At 65.6% G+C, this 19,288-nt stretch carries 16 protein-coding genes; 11 read left to right on the forward strand and 5 right to left on the reverse strand.

Annotated elements, in window-relative coordinates; translation table 11 throughout:
- Window positions 1-37 precede the first annotated feature (37 nt).
- From AB0T83_RS15130 to AB0T83_RS15175, 10 genes are all read left to right on the forward strand, one after another.
- A complete protein-coding gene (locus AB0T83_RS15130) occupies window positions 38-979 on the forward strand; it encodes a PQQ-dependent catabolism-associated beta-propeller protein (RefSeq protein WP_366194057.1) in 942 nt (313 codons plus the stop codon).
- Window positions 969-2,126, forward strand: a complete 1,158-nt coding sequence (locus tag AB0T83_RS15135) for a type 1 periplasmic-binding domain-containing protein (RefSeq protein ID WP_366194058.1) — start codon at window positions 969-971, stop codon at window positions 2,124-2,126. The genes AB0T83_RS15130 and AB0T83_RS15135 overlap by 11 nt, the downstream gene beginning before the upstream one ends.
- A 64-nt stretch (window positions 2,127-2,190) precedes the next feature.
- Window positions 2,191-3,006, forward strand: a complete 816-nt coding sequence (locus tag AB0T83_RS15140; RefSeq protein ID WP_366194059.1) for an ABC transporter permease — start codon at window positions 2,191-2,193, stop codon at window positions 3,004-3,006.
- Complete coding sequence (locus AB0T83_RS15145) at window positions 3,003-3,602, forward strand: ABC transporter ATP-binding protein (protein WP_366194060.1); 600 nt, start codon at window positions 3,003-3,005, stop codon at window positions 3,600-3,602. Before AB0T83_RS15140 ends, AB0T83_RS15145 begins: the two co-directional genes overlap by 4 nt.
- Before the next feature lie 180 nt (window positions 3,603-3,782).
- Window positions 3,783-4,568 carry a hypothetical protein gene (locus tag AB0T83_RS15150; RefSeq protein ID WP_366194061.1) on the forward strand — a complete coding sequence of 262 codons (786 nt, stop codon included), beginning with the start codon at window positions 3,783-3,785 and terminating at the stop codon, window positions 4,566-4,568.
- A 13-nt stretch (window positions 4,569-4,581) separates the two neighbouring features.
- Window positions 4,582-5,475 carry an SdiA-regulated domain-containing protein gene (locus tag AB0T83_RS15155; RefSeq protein WP_366194062.1) on the forward strand — a complete coding sequence of 298 codons (894 nt, stop codon included), beginning with the start codon at window positions 4,582-4,584 and terminating at the stop codon, window positions 5,473-5,475.
- 104 nt (window positions 5,476-5,579) lie between these two features.
- Complete coding sequence (locus AB0T83_RS15160; protein WP_366194063.1) at window positions 5,580-6,248, forward strand: protein-tyrosine phosphatase family protein; 669 nt, start codon at window positions 5,580-5,582, stop codon at window positions 6,246-6,248.
- An 11-nt stretch (window positions 6,249-6,259) separates the two neighbouring features.
- Window positions 6,260-7,699 carry a hypothetical protein gene (locus AB0T83_RS15165; protein WP_366194064.1) on the forward strand — a complete coding sequence of 480 codons (1,440 nt, stop codon included), beginning with the start codon at window positions 6,260-6,262 and terminating at the stop codon, window positions 7,697-7,699.
- Window positions 7,689-8,624 carry a metallophosphoesterase family protein gene (locus AB0T83_RS15170; RefSeq protein ID WP_366194065.1) on the forward strand — a complete coding sequence of 312 codons (936 nt, stop codon included), beginning with the start codon at window positions 7,689-7,691 and terminating at the stop codon, window positions 8,622-8,624. The genes AB0T83_RS15165 and AB0T83_RS15170 overlap by 11 nt, the downstream gene beginning before the upstream one ends.
- A 79-nt stretch (window positions 8,625-8,703) precedes the next feature.
- Window positions 8,704-9,705 (forward strand): aldose epimerase family protein, encoded by a 1,002-nt coding sequence (locus tag AB0T83_RS15175; RefSeq protein ID WP_366194066.1) that lies wholly within the window; start codon window positions 8,704-8,706, stop codon window positions 9,703-9,705.
- Between the two features lie 27 nt (window positions 9,706-9,732).
- Here AB0T83_RS15175 and AB0T83_RS15180 read toward each other — a convergent pair whose 3' ends face one another.
- Genes AB0T83_RS15180 through AB0T83_RS15195 form a run of 4 tightly spaced genes read right to left on the reverse strand, consistent with a single transcriptional unit; the run spans window position 9,733 to window position 13,307 of the window.
- Entirely contained in the window at window positions 9,733-10,512 is a 780-nt protein-coding gene (locus AB0T83_RS15180) for a formylglycine-generating enzyme family protein (protein WP_366194067.1), read from the reverse strand.
- Between the two features lies 1 nt (window position 10,513).
- Window positions 10,514-11,227, reverse strand: a complete 714-nt coding sequence (locus AB0T83_RS15185; protein WP_366194068.1) for a formylglycine-generating enzyme family protein — start codon at window positions 11,225-11,227, stop codon at window positions 10,514-10,516.
- Window positions 11,224-13,044 carry a caspase family protein gene (locus tag AB0T83_RS15190; RefSeq protein WP_366194069.1) on the reverse strand — a complete coding sequence of 607 codons (1,821 nt, stop codon included), beginning with the start codon at window positions 13,042-13,044 and terminating at the stop codon, window positions 11,224-11,226. The genes AB0T83_RS15185 and AB0T83_RS15190 overlap by 4 nt, the downstream gene beginning before the upstream one ends.
- A 50-nt stretch (window positions 13,045-13,094) precedes the next feature.
- Window positions 13,095-13,307 carry a hypothetical protein gene (locus AB0T83_RS15195; protein WP_193142743.1) on the reverse strand — a complete coding sequence of 71 codons (213 nt, stop codon included), beginning with the start codon at window positions 13,305-13,307 and terminating at the stop codon, window positions 13,095-13,097.
- A gap of 134 nt (window positions 13,308-13,441) precedes the next feature.
- Here AB0T83_RS15195 and AB0T83_RS15200 point away from each other — a divergent pair, with 134 nt between their 5' ends.
- Window positions 13,442-14,506 (forward strand): NAD-dependent epimerase/dehydratase family protein, encoded by a 1,065-nt coding sequence (locus tag AB0T83_RS15200; protein ID WP_366194070.1) that lies wholly within the window; start codon window positions 13,442-13,444, stop codon window positions 14,504-14,506.
- Here AB0T83_RS15200 and AB0T83_RS15205 read toward each other — a convergent pair.
- Window positions 14,492-19,267 (reverse strand): glycosyltransferase, encoded by a 4,776-nt coding sequence (locus AB0T83_RS15205; RefSeq protein WP_366194071.1) that lies wholly within the window; start codon window positions 19,265-19,267, stop codon window positions 14,492-14,494. The two genes, AB0T83_RS15200 and AB0T83_RS15205, sit on opposite strands and share 15 nt — an antisense overlap.
- Window positions 19,268-19,288 lie beyond the last annotated feature (21 nt).

The following is a 19,288-nucleotide window of genomic DNA, read 5'->3' on the forward strand; positions in this document are numbered from 1 at the left end:
AAGTTTCCCCTTATCTGTCATGTTAGTTAGCGCAATCATGGCCCTTTCGGTGACCCGAAACGCCACCGCCGAAACCGGGAATGCCATTGTGCCCAACGAACGGGGCGATTCGCTGTCCATCCTGTCCCCGGATCTCGAGGTCATTCAGACCATCGAAACCTGCGCCCGGCCGCGCGGCATCCATTTCAATGCGGATCGGAGTTCGTTTTTTGTGGGCTGCGCCGATGACGACATGATCGCCATCTACGACACCGCCACGCTGGAACTCGTCGGTCGCATTCGCGGCGTGTCGGCGCCCGAGACCTTCGATCTGCATCCCGACGGACGGCGGCTGATCGTGTCGAACGAGGAAGACGCCGCGGCTTCTGTCTATGACGTGGAAACCGGCGAGTTTCTGACCGATTATCTGACCGGCGAAGAGCCCGAAGGCGTGCAGGTGACCTCGGACGGGCGGCTTGTGTTCGTCGCCTCGGAAGCCGCCAACCTGGTGCATGTGATCGACCTTGAGGCCGACGCGGTGATCGCCGACATCCTGGTCGACACCCGCCCGCGCCGCTTTGCCCTGACCCCGGACGAGGCCGAGCTTTGGGTTTCGGCGGAACTGGCGGGCATCGTCAACATCATCGATGTCGGAACCCTGAAACTGGTCGGAGACATCCCCTTCCTGCCCACCGGGTTCCGGCCCGAGCAGGTGACCCCGGTCGATCTGGTCATCACCGCCGACGGGCAGCGCGCCTATGTGGCGCTTGGCCGGGCCAATCATGTGGCGGTTGTCGACGTCCCGACGCGCAAGGTCATCGACTATGTTCTGGTCGGCAGCCGTGCCTGGGGGCTGGCGCTGACCGTCGACGAAAAGCGGCTGTTCGTGGCCAACGGCCTGTCCGACGATGTCACCGTGATCGACACCGAAAGCCTGAAACCCATCGCCTCGATCCCGGTGGGCCGCGTGCCCTATGACATCCTGATCGATGATCGCTAGGGTTTTCGCCTGCCTGATGCTGCTGACCTGCCCCGCCGTGGCGCAGGATGTGGCGGCCATCGCCTATCTTGGGCTTGAGGACGATCCGTATTACGAACCGCAACCGGTCTATACCGGGCTGTCCCTGCGCGACCGCGAACGCCCGCTGGATGGCGCGCGGCTGGGCGTGCGGGACTCGCGGGTTCTGGGCCGGGCGCTTGGCGTGAAATTCGAGTTGATCGAGGTTCTGGCCACGCCGGAGGGCTTTACGGACGTACTGTCGGATCTCAAGGCAACCCAGCCGCTGGCCATCCTTATCGATCTGCCCGCCAAACTGATGGCACAGGCCGTGGCCGAAACCGGGTCCGATGACCTGCTGATCAACATCCGCGATGGATCTGACCGCTGGCGCGGGCCGGATTGCGCGCCGCATCTGCTGCACACCGCACCGTCGGATGCCATGCGCAGCGACGCGCTGGCCCAATACTTGCGGTCGCGCGGCTGGGACGACGTGCTGCTGGTTCATGGCCCGACCGAGGCCGACATCGCACAAGCCGCCACCGCCCGGACATCTGCTGCAAAGTTCGGCCTGAAGATCGTGGACCAGCGCGCCTTCGAACTGACCAACGATCCCCGCCGCCGCAACAAGAGCAACATCGCCCTGCTCACCGGCGGCGCCCGCTACGACACGGTCTGGCTGATCGACGACCAGGGCGATTTCGGCCGCTACCTGCCCTATGCCACCTACGCCCCGCGCCCGGTGATCGGGTCCGAGGGACTGGGCCCGCACGCCTGGCACTGGACCTTCGAACGCTACGGAGCCCCGCAGCTCAACCAGCGGTTCCGGCGGGTGGCGGATCGCGACATGAGCTCCGACGACTGGGCCGCCTGGGTGGCCACCAAGGTCATCGCGGAAGCGGTGGTCGGGGCCGGTACAGCCGATCGCGGCGCCGTCCATCGGGCGCTGCGGGCTCCGGAACTGTCGGTGGACCTTTACAAGGGCGTGCGCGGCAACTTCCGCGACTGGGACGGCCAATTGCGTCAGCCGATCCTGCTGGCAACCCAGAACGCGGTGATCGCGGTCGCCCCCATCGACGGCTTCGAACACCAGTTCGACACGCTGGACACGCTGGGGCCGGACAGGGATGACAGCACATGCAAGCGGTGACCGCCCTGCCGTCCCCTGACGGCACCGGCCCCAACTCCGCCACGGGCCTGGTCCGCATACGGCCATGGGCCGAGCAAACCGGCTGTCGCGCCTCAGACCGGGGGCGCTGTCGGTGAAATGGGCCGGGGATCGTTCCGGCGCCCTGCCGGTCACGGCCATCTCCATCGCGGCCATGGTGGCTGGCTGGTGGGTCCTGGCGCTGCTCAATGGCGATCCCTCCGTGCTGCCCGGACCCGGCGTCGTGCTGCCCCTGGCCTGGCACGAGCTGACCCAGGGCGACCTGATCTATCATCTGGCGGTCACCCTGCGCCGGGTGGCATTGGCGTTCCTGATCGCCATGTCGGTCGGCGGCGCCATCGGCCTGCTGATGGGCAGCAGCCGGGGCATCGACCGCTGGCTCGACCCCTGGCTGATTGCCTTTCTGAACCTGCCTGCTCTGGTCACCATCGTGCTGTGCTATCTCTGGATCGGGCTGAACGAGGCCGCGGCGGTCACCGCGGTGGCCATCAACAAGATCCCCACCGTGGTCATCACCATCCGCGAGGGCACCCGCGCGCTGGACCGCCAGTTGACCGATGTCGCCACCGTCTTCCGGATGAGCCGCCGGGCAAGGTTGCGCCATGTCATCGCGCCGCAACTGGGCCCCTATATCGCCTCGGCCGGGCGGTCTGGGATCTCGCTGATCTGGAAGATCGTGCTGGTGGTCGAGTTTCTGGGACGCAGCGACGGCATCGGCTTCAAGCTGCACCTCTATTTCCAACTTTTCCGGGTTGATATGGTACTGGCCTATGCGCTCAGCTTCGTCATCGTCATGCTTCTGATCGAGGCGCTGATCCTGCGGCCGTGGGAGGCGCGCGCGACGCGCTGGCGGCGTCCATGATTTCCGTTGCCATCGAAAACAAGCGCATAGGCGAAACACAGGTGCTGGGCCCCATCGCCCTTGAGATCGCCGCCGGCGAGACCCTGGCCGTCGTCGGGCCCTCGGGCGTCGGCAAGACAACCCTGCTGCGGATCCTGGCCGGGCTGGACCGCGATTTTACCGGGCGGGTGGACGCGCCAGCGCGCCGCGCGATGGTGTTTCAGGAACCTGCGCTGCTGCCCTGGCGCAGCGCACTTGACAACCTGACACTGGTGGCCGGGGTGAACACGGCCACTGCCCGCGCGGCCCTGGGCGAGGTCGGACTGGGCGGACTTGCGGACCGCTTCCCGGGCCAGATGTCGCTGGGCCAGCAGCGGCGCCTGTCGCTGGCGCGGGCGTTCGCGGCGGCCCCGGAGGTCTTGCTTATGGATGAGCCCTTCGTCTCGTTGGATGCCGCGTTGGTGGACGAGATGCTGGCGCTGACCGAACGCCTGCTGGCTGCCCGCACAATCGCCACAGTCTTTGTCACTCATTCCATGGCCGAGGCCACGCGGTTGGCCACCCGGATCGTTCGCCTCAAGGGACACCCTGCCATGCTGGACCCGTCGCCGGCCTGACAGTCCCGCGCAGTCTCGGCCCGGTGGCGTCCCGGCAAAGCCGACAGGCCGGCACCGAAGGCACATCGAAGAGTTGAACGATTGCCAAAGACCTGCTTTTCATTTCCGCGCTGCACCATACCCTGTGCAAAAGTGCCCTTTGGAGATGTTCCACAAATGCCCCCTGTTGATCCTGTCCCCGTGCAACGGCGTCTTGCGCGCCTTCGACCTGCGGCGGCCATCGCTATTGTCACCCTGCTTGCCGCTGTTGGCCTTGCGGGTCCCACCTGGGCGCAGATCGATCCCTCGGGCATGCTGGCCGAGAACCTGAATGTGACCGGCCGGGGCTGGGCGCAATTGACCGAATGGCGCGAGATGGGCCAGTTTCTGCTTGCGCTGCTGGAAGTCACCGTGATGACCGCCGCCGTCGCCTACCATCCCGCCAACCGTGCTGAAGGCCGCAAGGGCGCCGCATTTCAACTTACCGGAACGCTGTTCGTCTATGCCCTGATCGGCATGGTTGTCGGATTCCTTGTCATGCACCACGGCGCCATCATCGGCTTCGTGATCTTCGGCATCGGCGGACTGCTGCGGTTCCGCACCGATGTGGACACCATGTCGGACACCATGCGCCTGATCCTTGTGACGCTGATCGGGCTCTGTGTCGGGCTGGATCTGCCGGTCATGGCCGTCATCACCACCGCCAGTGCCTGGGCGATCATGTATCTTTTCGGCGGCGTACCCCGACATGTGATCGAGATCAAGTTCGCCGACAAGCACAACATCCCGCAGGCCCGCGCCGATCTGGCAACGGGGCTCGAAGCTTCGGGCTACCGGATCTCGGACATACGCAAATCCAAGGCCAAGCACACGTTCGCCTTCGTCGTGGTGGGGGCCAAAGGCGCGTCCCAGGACAGGCTGGTTCACGCAATGATGGATCTGGAATCCGCGAAACCCGGTCTGATATCTGACTGGCACCTCGCGTGACGCGGCCCGCATCATGAGGGGCCATCGCCGATGGGCCGTTCTGGGTGCCCTGTGCGCGGCAGGGATCGCGGGCCATGCCGGGGCCGATTGCGGCACGCCCTCGGTGCGGTTTCTGGACAGCGAAAAGATCGCCAGGACCGGCAAGGGCTATGCCGAACCCTCGGGCCTGTCGTTGGCTGGCGACGGGGAGGGGCTTCTGAGCGTCAGCGACGATACGGCGGCGATCTTCCGTCTGCGGCCGGATGGCGGTTTCGGGACACGCCATGACATCGCGCTGGCCAAGCCCGACCTTGAGGGCGTCGCCTGGGACATGGTCCGCAATCGCATCCTGACCGTGAACGAGGGTGCGGCCGAAATCCTCGTGACCGACCCGCACTCCTGGGTCAGCAAAGCGTTTCCGCTGTCAAAGATGCAGGGCTATCCGGCGGTCGAACAAGTTTTTGCCACCTCTGACCCCAATGACCTTCTGGAAGGCATCGCCGTCGATCCGGCCCGCGACCTGATCTTCGTGCTGAAGGAGAAGCGGCCCAGACTGCTTCTTGAGATATCCCCCGACCTGACAGAGATTTTGCGCGCCACGGAACTGACCCCGGCGCTTGGCTTTGTCGATGACGATCAGGGCGACTGGCCGCTGGATGTCTCGGGTGTTAGCGTGGACGGGCCGACGGGTTGCCTGTGGATCGTCAGCGACCGGGGCCAGCGGCTGTTTCTGTTCGATCCCGCCGGCGACAGCCCGGCCCGCAGTTTTGCGCTTGGCTGGCTGAAAGACAAGAAACCGCAGCCCCTGCCCCATGCCGAGGGCATTGCACATGACCCGGCCACCGATCGCCTGATGATCGTGAACGACGACGGCAAGGCCTCGCGTCTGTTTACCTTCGAGGTACTCAGGGGCGGTGCCCCCGACTAGGTCGGACAAGCACAGCCAGAAAACCGGTGGACGGATGCGCCCCGGTGGTTAGTCTGGACACCAGCGAAAACAGCATTGCGCGCCCATGGCGCGAGAGGATCGAGATGAGTTCAGACACCCGACGCAAACCCGTATTCGGCCTTGCGCTGGTCGCAAGCCTGTTGCTTGGGGCCCCCGCCATGGCCTCGGATTACACCGCGCGCAACGGCGGGCCGAGCAGCAAGCAGATGCTGGAACGCTCTAGCGGCCCGGCCGACGGGCTGGCCTTCTTCCGCCCGGTCATGTCCGGTGTGCTTTACCGGGCCGGGTTCCACGGCGGCGACAAGGCCCGCACCGGCCTGAATTCCGCGCAACGCGATGCGCTGTGCGAGGCCGGGTTCTCGGGCGCGCGCTATATCGATTTCGGCAAGAACACCACCTATGGCACCACCCAGTGCGGCGGCCAGAGCATGGTCTATGAAGGGGGCCGATCGACCCGAACCGCCGACCTCATGCAGCAGATCCACGCCTCGATCAAAAACCCGGCGTCCGGCCCGGTCCTGGTGCACTGCATGTGGGGGGTGCATTCCTCGGGCGCGGTGTCGGCCATGGCGCTGGTGCAGTTCTGCGGCTGGAGCGAGGAGCGTGCCAAGAAATACTGGGACGAAGCGCGCAACGGCGCCGGCTGCTCGGGCGGGTGTTCGCAATGGATCGACGCGCATTTCGCAAAGTTCAAGGTGGATCCGTCGCTGAAGATCTCCAGCGCCGAACAGGCCGCCATTTGCCCCAAATAGGACGTCACCTGATGCATAGAAACCTGATCCCCGGCCTTGCCGGCCTGGTTCTGATGGCCGGGGCGGCGCAGGCCTCGGACGCGGTGGTGGGCGAAGCTACGACCTTTACCAGCCCCAACGGTGTGAGCGAACATTGCGTGCGGATCGCGCCGATCCCCGGCGGCACTTACAGCAAGCATGATGCCAAGGAAGAAGCCGACTATTGCGCCATCGACTTCTATGCCGCCGACGTCGCCCTTTGCCCCAAGACCTGGAGCACCAGCCCCGGCATGATGGTCTATGACGTCAGCGAAGGCGCCTATGCCGGAAATCGTGCGGAATTCGAGCGTAATGCCTGCAAGGAAGGAAAATCGGCCAAGGATCTGGCCGCCGACGATCTGGCCAAGTTCAAATCGACCATGAACGCCAAGGGCACCAGTGGCACCTTCGCGCCGTCCTCGCTGCTGTATTACCATTTCTCCCGCTACTTCGACGCGACGGTGATCGTGCCGGTGGCGGTCTGGCGCAGCATGGACGCGAAGATGCACCAGACCGAGGTCGCCGATCCGGGCCTCGCGCTGTCGGGCAGCCGGTCCAGCGGGCGGATGAACCACGCTGGCTGGCAGGTCTTCGCCGCCGCCGATCGCAACCCGTCCAGCTACAGCCCGACAGACGAGTTGTTCACCGCCGACCGCAGTCAGATCTACGGTGTGCTGCTGTCCAGCCCCGGCCATCGCTATGGATCCGAGATCAACGGCACCCGCAAGTCCGGCTGGGGCAAGGGCCAGAACGAGGATTTCCAGCAGACCCCCGCATTCCTCGCCCTGCGTTCGGATCTGCCCCTGGACGAGGCCATCGCGCACGGTCTGCACGAAGGCCGCAAAGATCGCCAGATCGCCCGTGATCTGGGCGATGACGGGACCCCGCAGCAGATGGTTTACTGGATGACCGAGTTGAGCGAGATCGTTCTGCTGGACTTTGTCTTCAGCCAGCAGGATCGCGTCGGCAACATCGACTTCACACCGTATTACTACTGGACCGAGGCGGGAGAGGTTCAAACCGAGAAGGCCAAGCATCACGAAGCCGGCGACGGCGACGTGCCCGCCGACGCCCTGCTGCTGCGCCGTACCAACCTGAACGACAACGACGCGGGCGGGCGGGTGCAATACGCCAATTTCGCCAAATCCACACAGATGCTGGAAAAGCTGCGCCATTTCGGGCCGGACACCTATCGCAAGCTGATCGCGCTGGACGCCGATCTTCAGGCACAGGGGCCGCTGTATCAATGGGTGGCCACCTCGGTCGGGCTGGACGCCGGACAGGTATCGCAGATCGTGAAGAACACCACGCTGGCGGCGGGCATCCTGCGGAAAAGCTGTACCGAGGGGAAGCTCACCTTCGATCTGGATCCGGAAACCTATTTCCTGACCGGCACCGCAGAAGCAGTCCCGGTGCCCTGCGATGGGGGGTAAACTTCTTGGCGCGGCCCTGCTGTTTCTGACCCTGCTGGCCAGTCCGGCGGCGGCGTTGCGGGTGGTGGTGATCTCCGATCTCAACGGCTCCTATGGCTCGACCACCTATTCCAGCCGGGTGCCCGCTGCTGTTCAACAGATCATTGCCCTGAACCCCGATCTGGTCATTGCCACCGGCGACATGGTCGCCGGTCAACGCTCGCCAGCCCTGAGCACCGATCAGGTGCGCGCCATGTGGGCAGGGTTCCACCGTGTGGTCAGCGATCCGCTGGCACAGGCGGGCATCCCTCTGGCGGTCACTCCCGGCAATCACGACGCCTCGGCCTACGGCGGGTTCGAGGCTGAACGGCGGATTTATGGCGAGCAATGGCGCGCCCGCAAACCCAAGCTGCGCTATCTCGACGATGCGGATTACCCGTTCTTCTACGCCTTCGAGATGGAGGGCGTGCGCTTCGTCTCGCTGGATGCCACCACCCTCGGCCCCTTGCGCGGCGATCAGATGGCGCGACTGTCCAAGGTCGTGGACGGGAAGGAACCTGCCGTCACCTTCAGCCACCTGCCCCTGTGGCCCTTCGCCCAGAAGCGCGAGCGCGAGATCATCGGCGATCCAATGCTGGAGGCGCTATATAACAAGCTGGGCGTCGATCTGCACCTGTCGGGCCACCATCACGCCTATTATCCGGGCTGGAAGGACGGCGTGGCCTATATCTCGCAGGCTTGTCTGGGTGGTGGCGCGCGGGTGTTGATCGGCGACAGCGCTCGCAGCACGCCCAGCTTCACGGTGCTGGAGATCGGCCGAAAGGAGTTGCGCTCGGTTACGGCCTACACCGGCGCGGGGTTTCAGACACCGCTGAACCCGGCCAGCCTGCCTGCGCAGATCGTCTCGCCTCAGGCCACCCTCAAGCGTCTTGACCTTGTGAAGTGACGGGGACCGCGCATTGGTCCGAATGGCCCGGCGTCTTGAACGGACGCCGCATGACCCTGGACATGAAAAGGACGCCTACGTGACAAACCACCGTGCAACATCGACCCAACCCGACACAGCCTTTGACGCGATCCAGGTCGGCAACGGCGCGCTGACGGCCCGCATTCTGCCCTATGGCGCGACACTTCAGGATCTGAGGCTTGAGGGCACGCCCCATGCGCTTGTGCTGGGCCACCCGACGGCCCGGGACTATGTGGACAGCACCGCCTATTTCGGCGCTGTCGTGGGGCGCTGTGCGAACCGGATTGCCAACGGTCGCTACGACCTGGAAGGCAAGACCTGTCACACACCGCGCAATTTCCTGGATCGTCACACGCTGCACGGCGGCGGCAACAGCATCGAACGCATGGTGTGGCAGGTGGTATCCCGCACCGAGACCGAAGTGTCGCTGCACCTGCACCTGCCCGATGGTCACGAAGGCTTTGGCGGCAATCTCGATCTGCGCCTGACCTACCGCATCCTGCCGCCCGCCGTGCTGAGTTTCGAGCTGACCGCCACCACCGACAGCGCGTCCCTGTGCAACATCGCGCCGCATTGGTATTTCAACCTCGACGGTACGGGCCCAATTTGCGATCACAGGCTGTCCGTCGTGGCCCGGCACTACCTGCCCGTCGATCAGGAGTTGATCCCGACCGGAGAGATCGCCCCGGTCGCAGGTACACCGTTCGATTTCCAGACCGCGCGCGCCGTCGGCGATGTCCTGTACGATCACAACTTCTGCCTGTCGGACGGCCCCCAGCCCTGTCGTGAGGTGGCCCGTCTGACCGGGCCGATGTCGGGCATCACCCTTACCCTGTCGACGACCGAGCCGGGACTGCAGGTGTATTCCGGCGCCTATCTGGATGAAACGGAACGGTCGACCCTCAATGGCCAGCCCTATACGCCTTTCACCGGCATCGCGCTGGAACCGCAGGGGTGGCCGGATGCCCCCAACCAACCTGGATTTCCCTCGGTCGTGCTGAGGCAGGGAGAGACCTATCGGCACGTGTCCACCTTTGCCTTCAGCCGCGCGGACGGCTGATCCGACCCGCCCAGCACCTGCTTGCCGCTAGTTCCCGGACCCCGGTTCCCGCAGGACCCGAATGCCGATCACGTCGTTGCGCAGCACGATCCTGTCGCCGAAATATTCGTCAGGCCGAAAGTACTTGCGTACCGGTGTGTCCCATCCGCCGCCACGAAAGATCGCGTTCGAGCAATCGCCGCGCAGGCAGGAATTGGTCCAGTTCCAGACATTGCCCACCGCATCGTGCAGCCCCCAGCCATTGGCCGGAAACGCGGTCACGGGCGCGGTGTTGACATAGCCGTCATCGCAGTCGTGAAGTCGACGCTCGTCCTCTGGAAAGCCCGTCTTGAAAGTCGTATCCGCAGTGTTGGCATAGTCGCAAATCGCGCCATAGTCATCGCCCCACCAGAACTCTGTCGTGGTCCCGGCTGCCGCGGCCCGCGCGGATTCCTCTAGCGTCGGCAGGCGGTAAAAATGACCCGTGCGCTCGGTCAGCCAGTCGGTATAGGCCACCGCATCATTCCAGCTGACACACACCACCGGATGATCGTCCTCTTGAGGATAGCCGGGGTTGGTCCAGTCGGATGTCTCGCTCCAGCCCCGCCGGGCACCGCGCCGCAGCGAACACCCGTTTCCGGAATGGCCGGTCTCCGTCGCGAAAACCGCGTATTCGCCGCGTGTCACGGGATATTTCCCGATCAGGGTGCCGTCCGGCAGTTCCACCAGTTCGGGACATTCGGCACAATCCCTGACCTCCTGCGCGGCCAGTCCCGCCGGTAGTGTCGCCAGTGCCACCACCGCCAGCCTGATCACCGGATGCCTCATGTCAGAACTCCCCCTCTCGGACGACGCGCATTCCATAGTGGTTGTAAGGCGCATCCGCCCGGTTCCAGATTTCCGCATCCATGCGCAGCGCAGCCGGTGAGCTCGACCAGCCGCCGCCGATCAGGTAGCGCTCCTCGCAATCGTCCGTGGCGCAGTCGCTGGTCCAGATCCAGACGTTGCCCACCGCATCGGCAACATTGTAGCGGTTCTTGTCATAGGTTCCGACAGGCACCGTCCCGGTTCCGGCATCCGCCCCGCCGCAGCCGTCGCAATTGGCACGGCCAACGCCCACCGACTGCCCCCACCAGTAATTCCCCGTACTGCCGCCAAGGGCCGCATAGCGAACCTCGGCGCGCGTGGGCAGGCGATAGCTTTGCCCGGTCAGATCGCTCAGCCACACCGCATAGCCCGCGGCATCCAGATACGAGACGCAGACAACTGGGTGCATGTCGGTCTGTTCGATATGGGCAAAGGACCAGTTGCATCCCCATCCCGTGCGCTTGTACGCCGTCGCCTCTGCATAGGCGCGGAATTGGCCGCGCGTGACCGGCGTCTGGCTGATCATCAGTCCGTCGGGCAGCACCACCATCACCGGGCAGTGGTCACAGTCCTGCACAAGCCGTTCCTTTGGTGCGGGCAGCAGCAGCCCCTGCGCATGGGCCGAAACCGCAAGCGCAGCCCCCGCCAACCAGACGATGAGACAGACCCGGTTCATAGCGTTTCCAGAAGGTCCCCGGCGCCGGGGATGTCCTGGTCCACGGCCTGTTGCAGCAAGGTCCGGGCGCGCTCGGAATCCGCGTCGCCGCCACGACCGTCGCGATAGAGGATCGCCAGATTGGCTTGGGCGTAGCCGTTGCCCTTGCGGGCCGCGCGTTCCAGCCACTTGCGCGCCAGCGTCTCGTTCTTCGGCAGCCCCATGCCTTCGGCCATCATGATGCCGGCGGCGGTTTCGGCATGGTCATCGCCGATCTGCGCGGCTTTCAGCACCACATCCACGCGCTGCCACGGGGTCAGCACCCCGGTCTGTTCGGCCCCGACGGATGCCTGATAGGCGCGCGCGGCACGGCGCGTCTGCGACGTCATCACCCCGGCGGGATCGTCGATGGGATAGCCGAGTGCGATCAGCCCGTACTGGACAAATTCCAGCGGCAGTTCATCCGCCTTGTTCAAGGCGTCCAGCCGCAGACGCGCATGGGTGGCCATCGGCTGCCCGCCAAGCAGGAATTCCTGGACCTCTTCGGCACGCTCCAGCGCGCTCAGCCGGGCCTTTGCCAGATCGCGGTAGGCACCGCCCGGAAACAGGTCGAGGTAGAGCTGGAATTCCGCCGGCAGCACGCTGGCCCGGATCGATTCCCAGAACAATGTGTCGGTGTCGGCGTCATCGCGCGGACGCCCCCCCACAAAATCGAGGGTCCGGTACGCGTTCCGGGCCAGGTCGGAATAGTCGCTGTCGGGAAAGTTGGCCAGATAGCGCTCCAGCCCGACCGAACTCGACGTCAGGACCGCTTGCAAGAACAGGCTCTGTTCGTCGAACGCCCACTCGTCACCGGTCTCCGGATCCTGGCCCATATGAACGGGCCGGATGGCTCGCCCGTCAGACGACTTGGGAATGCCGTATTCCATGCCGACGAACTGACCGCCCTGCATTGCCAGGGTTTCCTGCTTGCGGTTGGTGGACACGAAGAAGAACTCGCCATCATTGGCGCCCATGTCCCAGACCTGCGGAGTGATCGGGCGGCGCCAACCGGCGGCATCGGCCAGTTGCTTCACTCGTTTCTTGACGTAGTCCTCGATCTCGTTGACCGTCACCAACCCATCCCTGTCGAATCGGCCGCTCTCGGTATCGGCGCTTCCGCGAATGGCTTCCAGAACGGCATAGGTGAATACGCTGCCCGCAATCCGTTCGGTGGCAATGGTTTCCTGTTCGTAGGTTCCGGCGGTGATGATGTGCCGGCTGGGCCGCGCCATCTGCGCGAGGGTGATGTCACGCGTGCTGCTTTTACTGACAGTTCCGGCAAAGCCACTGAAACAACTGTCCAGCAGGTACAGCACCTGCTTGGCCTTGATGTGAGAATCCCAATCCGTCAGGTTTTTCATGCTGATCATCTGGCTCAGCTGGCTGGGCTTCGCTGCGGCCACGGGAAGATAACCCAATCGCCCCCCCAGCCTGTCCAATTGGGTGTGGCCATGACCGGACCAGTAGAACACCATCCGGTCCTCTGGACCGACACGTTGGCGAAAATCATCCACCATCAACTGGTTCACACGTTGCGGGGTGACGTCCTCTTCGGTCAGCAGATGCACATAGTCGAAGCCCGCCTCATCCAGCAGGAAATCCTTCATGCGGATCGGATCGGATGCGGTCGGTAGCGTCGAGAAATGCTCGAACCGGCTGATCCCGATCACAAGGGCATAGCTGCGGCGGAACCCCAACTCGTTGCCTTGCACGAAATACTGAAGCTGCCGGCCCCAGTCGTCAAATCCGCCGGGTTTCTCGAAGGACTGGTCAAGGGCCAGGGCGCCTGACCCCACGCACAGTGCAGCCCCTGTGAGGAAAGCCCGCATCTGCGCCCGGGGACAGGTCATGACTTGCGTGCGTCCAGCACCTTTCCGATCAGCCCCACGACAGATGTCAGCAATCCGACGACGGAGGTTGCAAGCCCGACCAGCGCCAGGGTTTCGCCCGAGCCGCTTTGCGGCGTCACACCGGCGGGTACGCGGTAGGCGAAATAGAGATACGCGCCCACGAGCGTCACAAGAATTGCAAGGATGATGACCGTCGTTCGCTTCAGCATTGCATAGCCTCGAGGTCGAAAACACGTTAACACTATAGGCATAAATCGGCATTTTCGTCAATTTCCGCACGAGCTGCGCCGACGGTTCGCAGGGTCGGAAATGGTTTCAAGGCAGAACGCGGGGTGGATCGACGATGGGTCCGGGCGATACGGCATTGGTCACGGGCGCGCACGGTCTGGTGGGCAGCGCCGTGGTCCGCCGTCTGGCCCGGGCCGGGCTTCAGGTCACGGGCATCGACAATGACGCGCGCGCGCAGTTCTTCGGGACAGCCGCCAGCACGCGGGCCGAGGGCGAGGCGCTGTGCCGGGACCTGCCCGGCTACACGGCCCTCGACATCGACCTGAGGGACAGGCAGGCCCTTTCCCGGCTCTTTCAGGATCGCGGCCGGAATTTCGCGCTCGTCGTGCATACCGCCGCGCAGCCCTCGCACGACTGGTCCGCCCTCGATCCGGTGCAGGATTTTGCCATCAACGCCGTGGCAACACTGGATCTGCTGGAGCAGGTCCGCCGCCACGCCCCGGCAGCACATTTCGTGCTGCTGAGTTCCAACAAGGTCTACGGCGACCGTCCCAACCGGCTGCCGCTGGAACAACGGGGGCAGCGGCTGGTGCTGCCGGAAGACCATCCCTATGCCGCCACCGGTATCGACGAGAGCATGTCGATCGATCAAAGCCGCCATTCCGTGTTCGGCGTATCCAAGACCGCCGCCGACCTGCTGACCCAGGAATACGCGCTGCGCTTCGGGCTGGATGCGACCGTGTTCCGCGCCGGGTGCCTGACCGGGGTCGCGCATCGGGGGACCGCCTTGCACGGGTTTCTCAACCATCTGGTACGGACGGTGCTGGCCGGGGACACCTATACGGTCTGCGGCTATGGCGGCTGTCAGGTCCGCGACAACCTGCTGGCCGGGGATGTGGCGGACGCCATTTGGCTGGCCGCAGCGCGGCCGGGACTGGGCGTCTATAATCTTGGCGGGGGGCCGTCGGCTTCGGTGTCCGTTCTGGAGGCGCTTGAGATGGCCAGCGAATTATCCGGCCGACCGGCGCGACTGGAGATCGACCCCGCGGCCCGCTACGGCGACCACAAATGGTGGATTTCGGACACCGGGCGCTTCCGCGCGGCCTTTCCCCAATGGGCCCCGTCGCGGGATGCGCGCGCCCTGATTGCGGAACTGGTGGACGGCCTAGGCCCCCGCTGACCCGGTCCTAAGCCCCGGCGGCCCCGCGGGGCGCGCCACGAATTCCCGCGGATCCATGGCCAGCGCGGCCTCCATCCGTTCACGCGCGGCGCCGTAGATATCGTAGTCCAGCGCCGCCTGCTCGCGGAACCGGCGCACCGCCTCGGGAGAGGGCTGAAGGGTGCGCGGTGTCCGGTTGAGCCAGGGCAAATCCCTGGGCGCGGGCTTACCGAAGGCCGCCGCGAGCCATTTCAGGCAGGGCCCCATATGTTCCAGCGTGCCGATGAACCAATAGCGTTCCAACGCCCGCCGCCAGTCGGCGTCTATCGACAACAGGTGATACGCTAGCGGGTGCAACGGCGCGCGGCTCAGGTGCTCGTCAATGGGCAGCGGTGTGAAGCCGGGATCGTGTTCCGCCCGGTGACGGCACTCGAAGAAATAGGACGACAGCGCCGTTTCCAGCGGATCCCGGACGAAGGTGATGATCCGGACATTCGGGTCTGACAGCAGCGCAGGATAGCGTGACCGCAAGCGCTGGCCGGCGGGGTTGAAATGGCTCCAAAGCAGGTGTCGCGGCCCGAGGTGCGCCAGATCGACGGGCGGGCCAGGCGGCTCTTCTGCCCAAGGGTCCCGCTCGTCGATGACCACCTCGAACCAGTCCGAGAAGACCTTGCGGCAGGTTGTGCCGCCGGCCTTGGCCATGTGGTGGAACACATACCGGGGGGGCGTGCGGGGGGGCGGCACGCCGGGCAGACCGGCAATGGTGGCGGCAAGGGCTGCGCCGTAGCTCTCGGACGCCATCGCGCAGGGCGGCTCGATGGCCGCACGCGTGTCTTGCAGGGCCTGCGCCGACCCGGCAAGCTCTACCGCCCGCGTGCAATATTCGGCCGGCGTGTCCGCAACGTGGCACCCCAATCCCCAGGCCCGGACCCAGGCAGCGCCCTGCCGTCCGGCCTGGGTGTCCTTCCGGTCCAGGCTGATGACCGGGGTGCCCGCTTGCAGGGCTTCGACCACCGTGGTCGCGCCGGAATAGGGAAAACTGTCCAGAAACAGATCGGCGCCTGCCAGCAGGTCGGGGATTTGCGCGGCGGCAACCGGTGGTTCGATCCGCACACGCTCCACCGGGATCAATTGATCCGCACAGGCTGCCCGAACACGGGCCACGAAACCCGCCCGCGATCTGCCAAGCCGCCAGTTCGCGGCGAAAGGATACAGAACCAGAACCGCATCCGGCACGGCGGCCAGGATTTTCAGCCAGTGCCCCAGCAGATCGCGTGAGATCTTGTCGGTATGCGCCGTGCTCATGAGGATCACGGCGGCCTCGGGCAGGCCCAGCCGCGCCCGCAGCAGGGCACTGGCCCGGGTGGGGTCGGGCGCATCCCCTGCCCCGGCGAACCGCTGCACCGGATGATCGGCCAGAACCAGCCGTTCGGTATACTGCCCGGCAAGGTCGGAATGGGCGGTTTCCCTGTCGCCGAGCATCACGTCGAAGCTGTGCAATCCGGTGGTGGCCGGCGACACGGCCGTCGTGGCGACCTGCAGCGGCGCGAGGCGATGGGCGCAGATCGCGGCAAGATTGTCGGGTCCGCTGAAATGCGAGGCCAGCCAGAAGACATGCGGCTGCGCGGACCGTATCGTCGCCACGGCGGCCATGGTCTCGGGCCAGTCCAGCGGGACGATCCGAAACCGGGGCGGCAAGGGATGCGGATCTTCCTCGCGTTCCAGCGTATAGACGGTGATCTCGAAATCCTCGGGCGGCAGGGTGCCGAGCATTCCGGCCAGAATGCGGGTTTCCGGCACATCGGCCTGCTGTCGCAGCAGCGCAGCGATGCGGATGCTCGGGCCTGCCGCCGGGGTTTCCGGTAAGGTGATCCGGCGATCGCGGCTCAGGTGCAAGGCTTCCAGCGCCCGGCCCAAGGCATGGTTGACAGGCCGCATGTCACGACCCGCGAACAGAAGCGGCAGCGGGCGCAGACACCGCAGCAGGCATTCGGCCAACTGGTCGCGGGGACTGCCGGGCGGCTGGGTGGAAAAGCACGCGGCCATCCAGCTCGCCATGGCCAGCACATGGCGCTCATAGGCGCGCAGATCTGCCTCCGTTTCCACCCTGTGCCAATCGGCGGTCAGGTATCGGGCGACCGCATCGGGCCGCGACAGAAGCGGGTTGGTGAGGCTTTCGAGGAAGGAACTGGCCTCCAGCGCCTGCCACGGCGGTGTTTGCAGGATGGCCCGCGCAAACTGGCGCGGCAGTTCCTCTGCGCCGCCCTCGACAAGGACCGGGGTCGCGCCGGAGATGGCGGTCGCGTCACGCGCCGCGCCAATGGTCAGCAGGTCCGCAAGCACCTGCGGGCGCGACACCACCGCGCCGCAGCCCACGCTGGAATGCAGGGCCCGGTCGATCCGGTCCACAACCCCGGGATCACAGACGGGGTCCGGCGACCGTCGCAACGCCGATGCCGTATCCGCGATCAGGGTGAACGGGGTTTCATGCCTGTGCGCCGTCTGCGCATCCGGCAAACTGGTCTGCACGGCGTTCAGGGTCAGCGACAGGATGCGCAGCCGGGTGCGTTCCGGCCGCTCCAACGGGCCGGTGGCGGCATGGATAGCCATATCAAGGCGGCGCCAACCCCAGGACACCGCGTCGCCCAGCGGCACCCGCAGCACACCGGTTTCAGAGATCGTCACGCCCGCAACCACGGCCTCGCCCAGGGTCACCGCAAGACGCGGCTGAAGCCTTTCGCCGGCCTGCGGCATCAGCAGCAGAATCTCCAACTCCGGCGCCGGACCAATGTCCGGCGGCAGCGATACCGCGATCATTCCGGTGAAATCCGCAAGCTCCACCGCGCGCGCGGTGTCCCAGCCATCCATGAAAACGCCCCCGTCACCGGCCAGATCGGCGGCATCGTAGATCACGCCGGGCGCAAGCAGGCGCGGCCACGGCGGTGCTTCGAAGGGGCGCCGTATGGCATTCAGGTGAACCTCCGGCGGATCTCCCGGTGCATGCGGCGCCAGCCGCAGGGTGAGGTTGAGGGGATCCTGCCGGTCCGTTTCGGCCGGAGGCACCTGCACCAGCACCCGGGCCGACGGGGTGACCTTGGCCTTTGTGACAAGCCCGCCTTCCGTCGTGGCCGTCAGCAGCCCTGCCGGTTGATCCGGCCCAAGACACAGCTCAAGCGCTGTGCCACGCCGCGGATCGGGGCGGGCCACTCGCAGGATCAGCGCGCCATCTGGGGCCTTGCCCATGCCCTGCAAACACCCTGTGACGTCAAGCGCCGCCCCGCTGGACAGCAGTGGCAGGCAGATATCCGAGGCCAGCGGCGCGCAGGTCACGGCATGAACGGACAGCAGGGCGCCGGGTTTCAGGGGGGCGGCCAGCCGGGACCACCCTCTGGTTGCCGCAGACCATGCGGAGACCCGCAGGCTGGCAATGTTGTCAATCCCGAACTGCGCGGACCCCAGAACCGCCGTCAGCGTCCCGCTGTCGTCGATGCGCCCGCGCACGAGGCGCTTGTCACCCGCCGAAACCTCGACATCCACCGGCACGCCGCCAAGCGCCCGCATGTCAAACCAGATGCGCAGACCATCGACGGGCGCTTCGGCTGGCAGGACCGAGATGTCACCGGCGCGACGCTGCAAGACCATGCCGTCGTCGCTGCGGGTCCAGTCGAACCGGTTGAACCCGCTCCGCGCGTGCAGATGATCCGCGGGACGGGTCTGCGGATCGACCGGCACCAGCCAGCGGCTTTGATACAGGGCCTTGCGGGCCGCCAGAAAGCGGTCTCCCTGGATCCATTCCCCAAGATCGCGGACAAGGGCCACCTGCCCGGACAGCCCCCCGGCACGCCCGCCGGTCAGGCGGAGCGCGACCTGTGACAGGGTCGCGGCCACGACAACACGCAGCGGCAGCCCGCGCCCGTGCAAGCGCCGCGCAATCCGTGCGATCCGATTGAGCGGCATCCGCGGATCGCCGCCTTGCCTCGCGTCGAGCGCAAGGCCAAGCGCGGCCCGGCGCAATTCAAATGGCTCTGCCGGAGAGGCCCCGACACCCTCCTCCGCAGCCTCCAGACTATCGGCCACGGCGAGGCAGGCATCGACCGCATCATGCGCGGCGCGGTCCAGAACCGCCTGCTGGGGCTCGGCGGAACGGTAGTAACCATTGCCGCCGTGCACCCTGTAGCGGGCAAGCGGTATGTCCAGTTGACGGATCGGTCCCAGGACCGCCGCAAGACGCAGCAGAACCGCATCGGCACTGATGCGCCAGCGGTCTTCGGGAAGCGGGAAAAAGGGCCTGAGGCGCGCGCCGTTGAACGCATTTCCGGATGTCGGAACGAAGGGAAACTGCCCGCAAGACAGCAATTCGGGACGCATGTCCCCCGACGGCGGCCGCAACGGATAGGCGCCGATCACCGCGCCGGTCTCGTCGATCATGTTCATGCGGTACCCGAGGGCGGCCAGGTCCGGGCTCCAGCTTGCCCGGATCAGCGCGCAGGCGTCTGGCTCAAGCTCGTCGTCGGCATCCAGAAACACGACGATCTTGCCGCTGGATCTGGCCAGCCCGGCGTTGAAGGCCGACGCCTGACCGCCGTTGGCTTGCCGGATGGCGATCAGCCGGTCGCCATACCTGTCAAGGACATCGCCGCTGGCATCGCGCGAGCCGTCATCCACAACGATCAGCTCGTCAACCGGCTGGCTTTGGGCCAGGACGGACTCGATCGCCGCGCCCAGATAGGCTCCGTAGTTGAAATTGGTGATGACCACGCTCAGGCTTGGGTCGTCGGCCATCGGTCGGCAGGTCATGCGCCG

This window comes from Meridianimarinicoccus marinus, assembly GCF_040689105.1.
GTDB lineage: Bacteria > Pseudomonadota > Alphaproteobacteria > Rhodobacterales > Rhodobacteraceae > Meridianimarinicoccus > Meridianimarinicoccus marinus.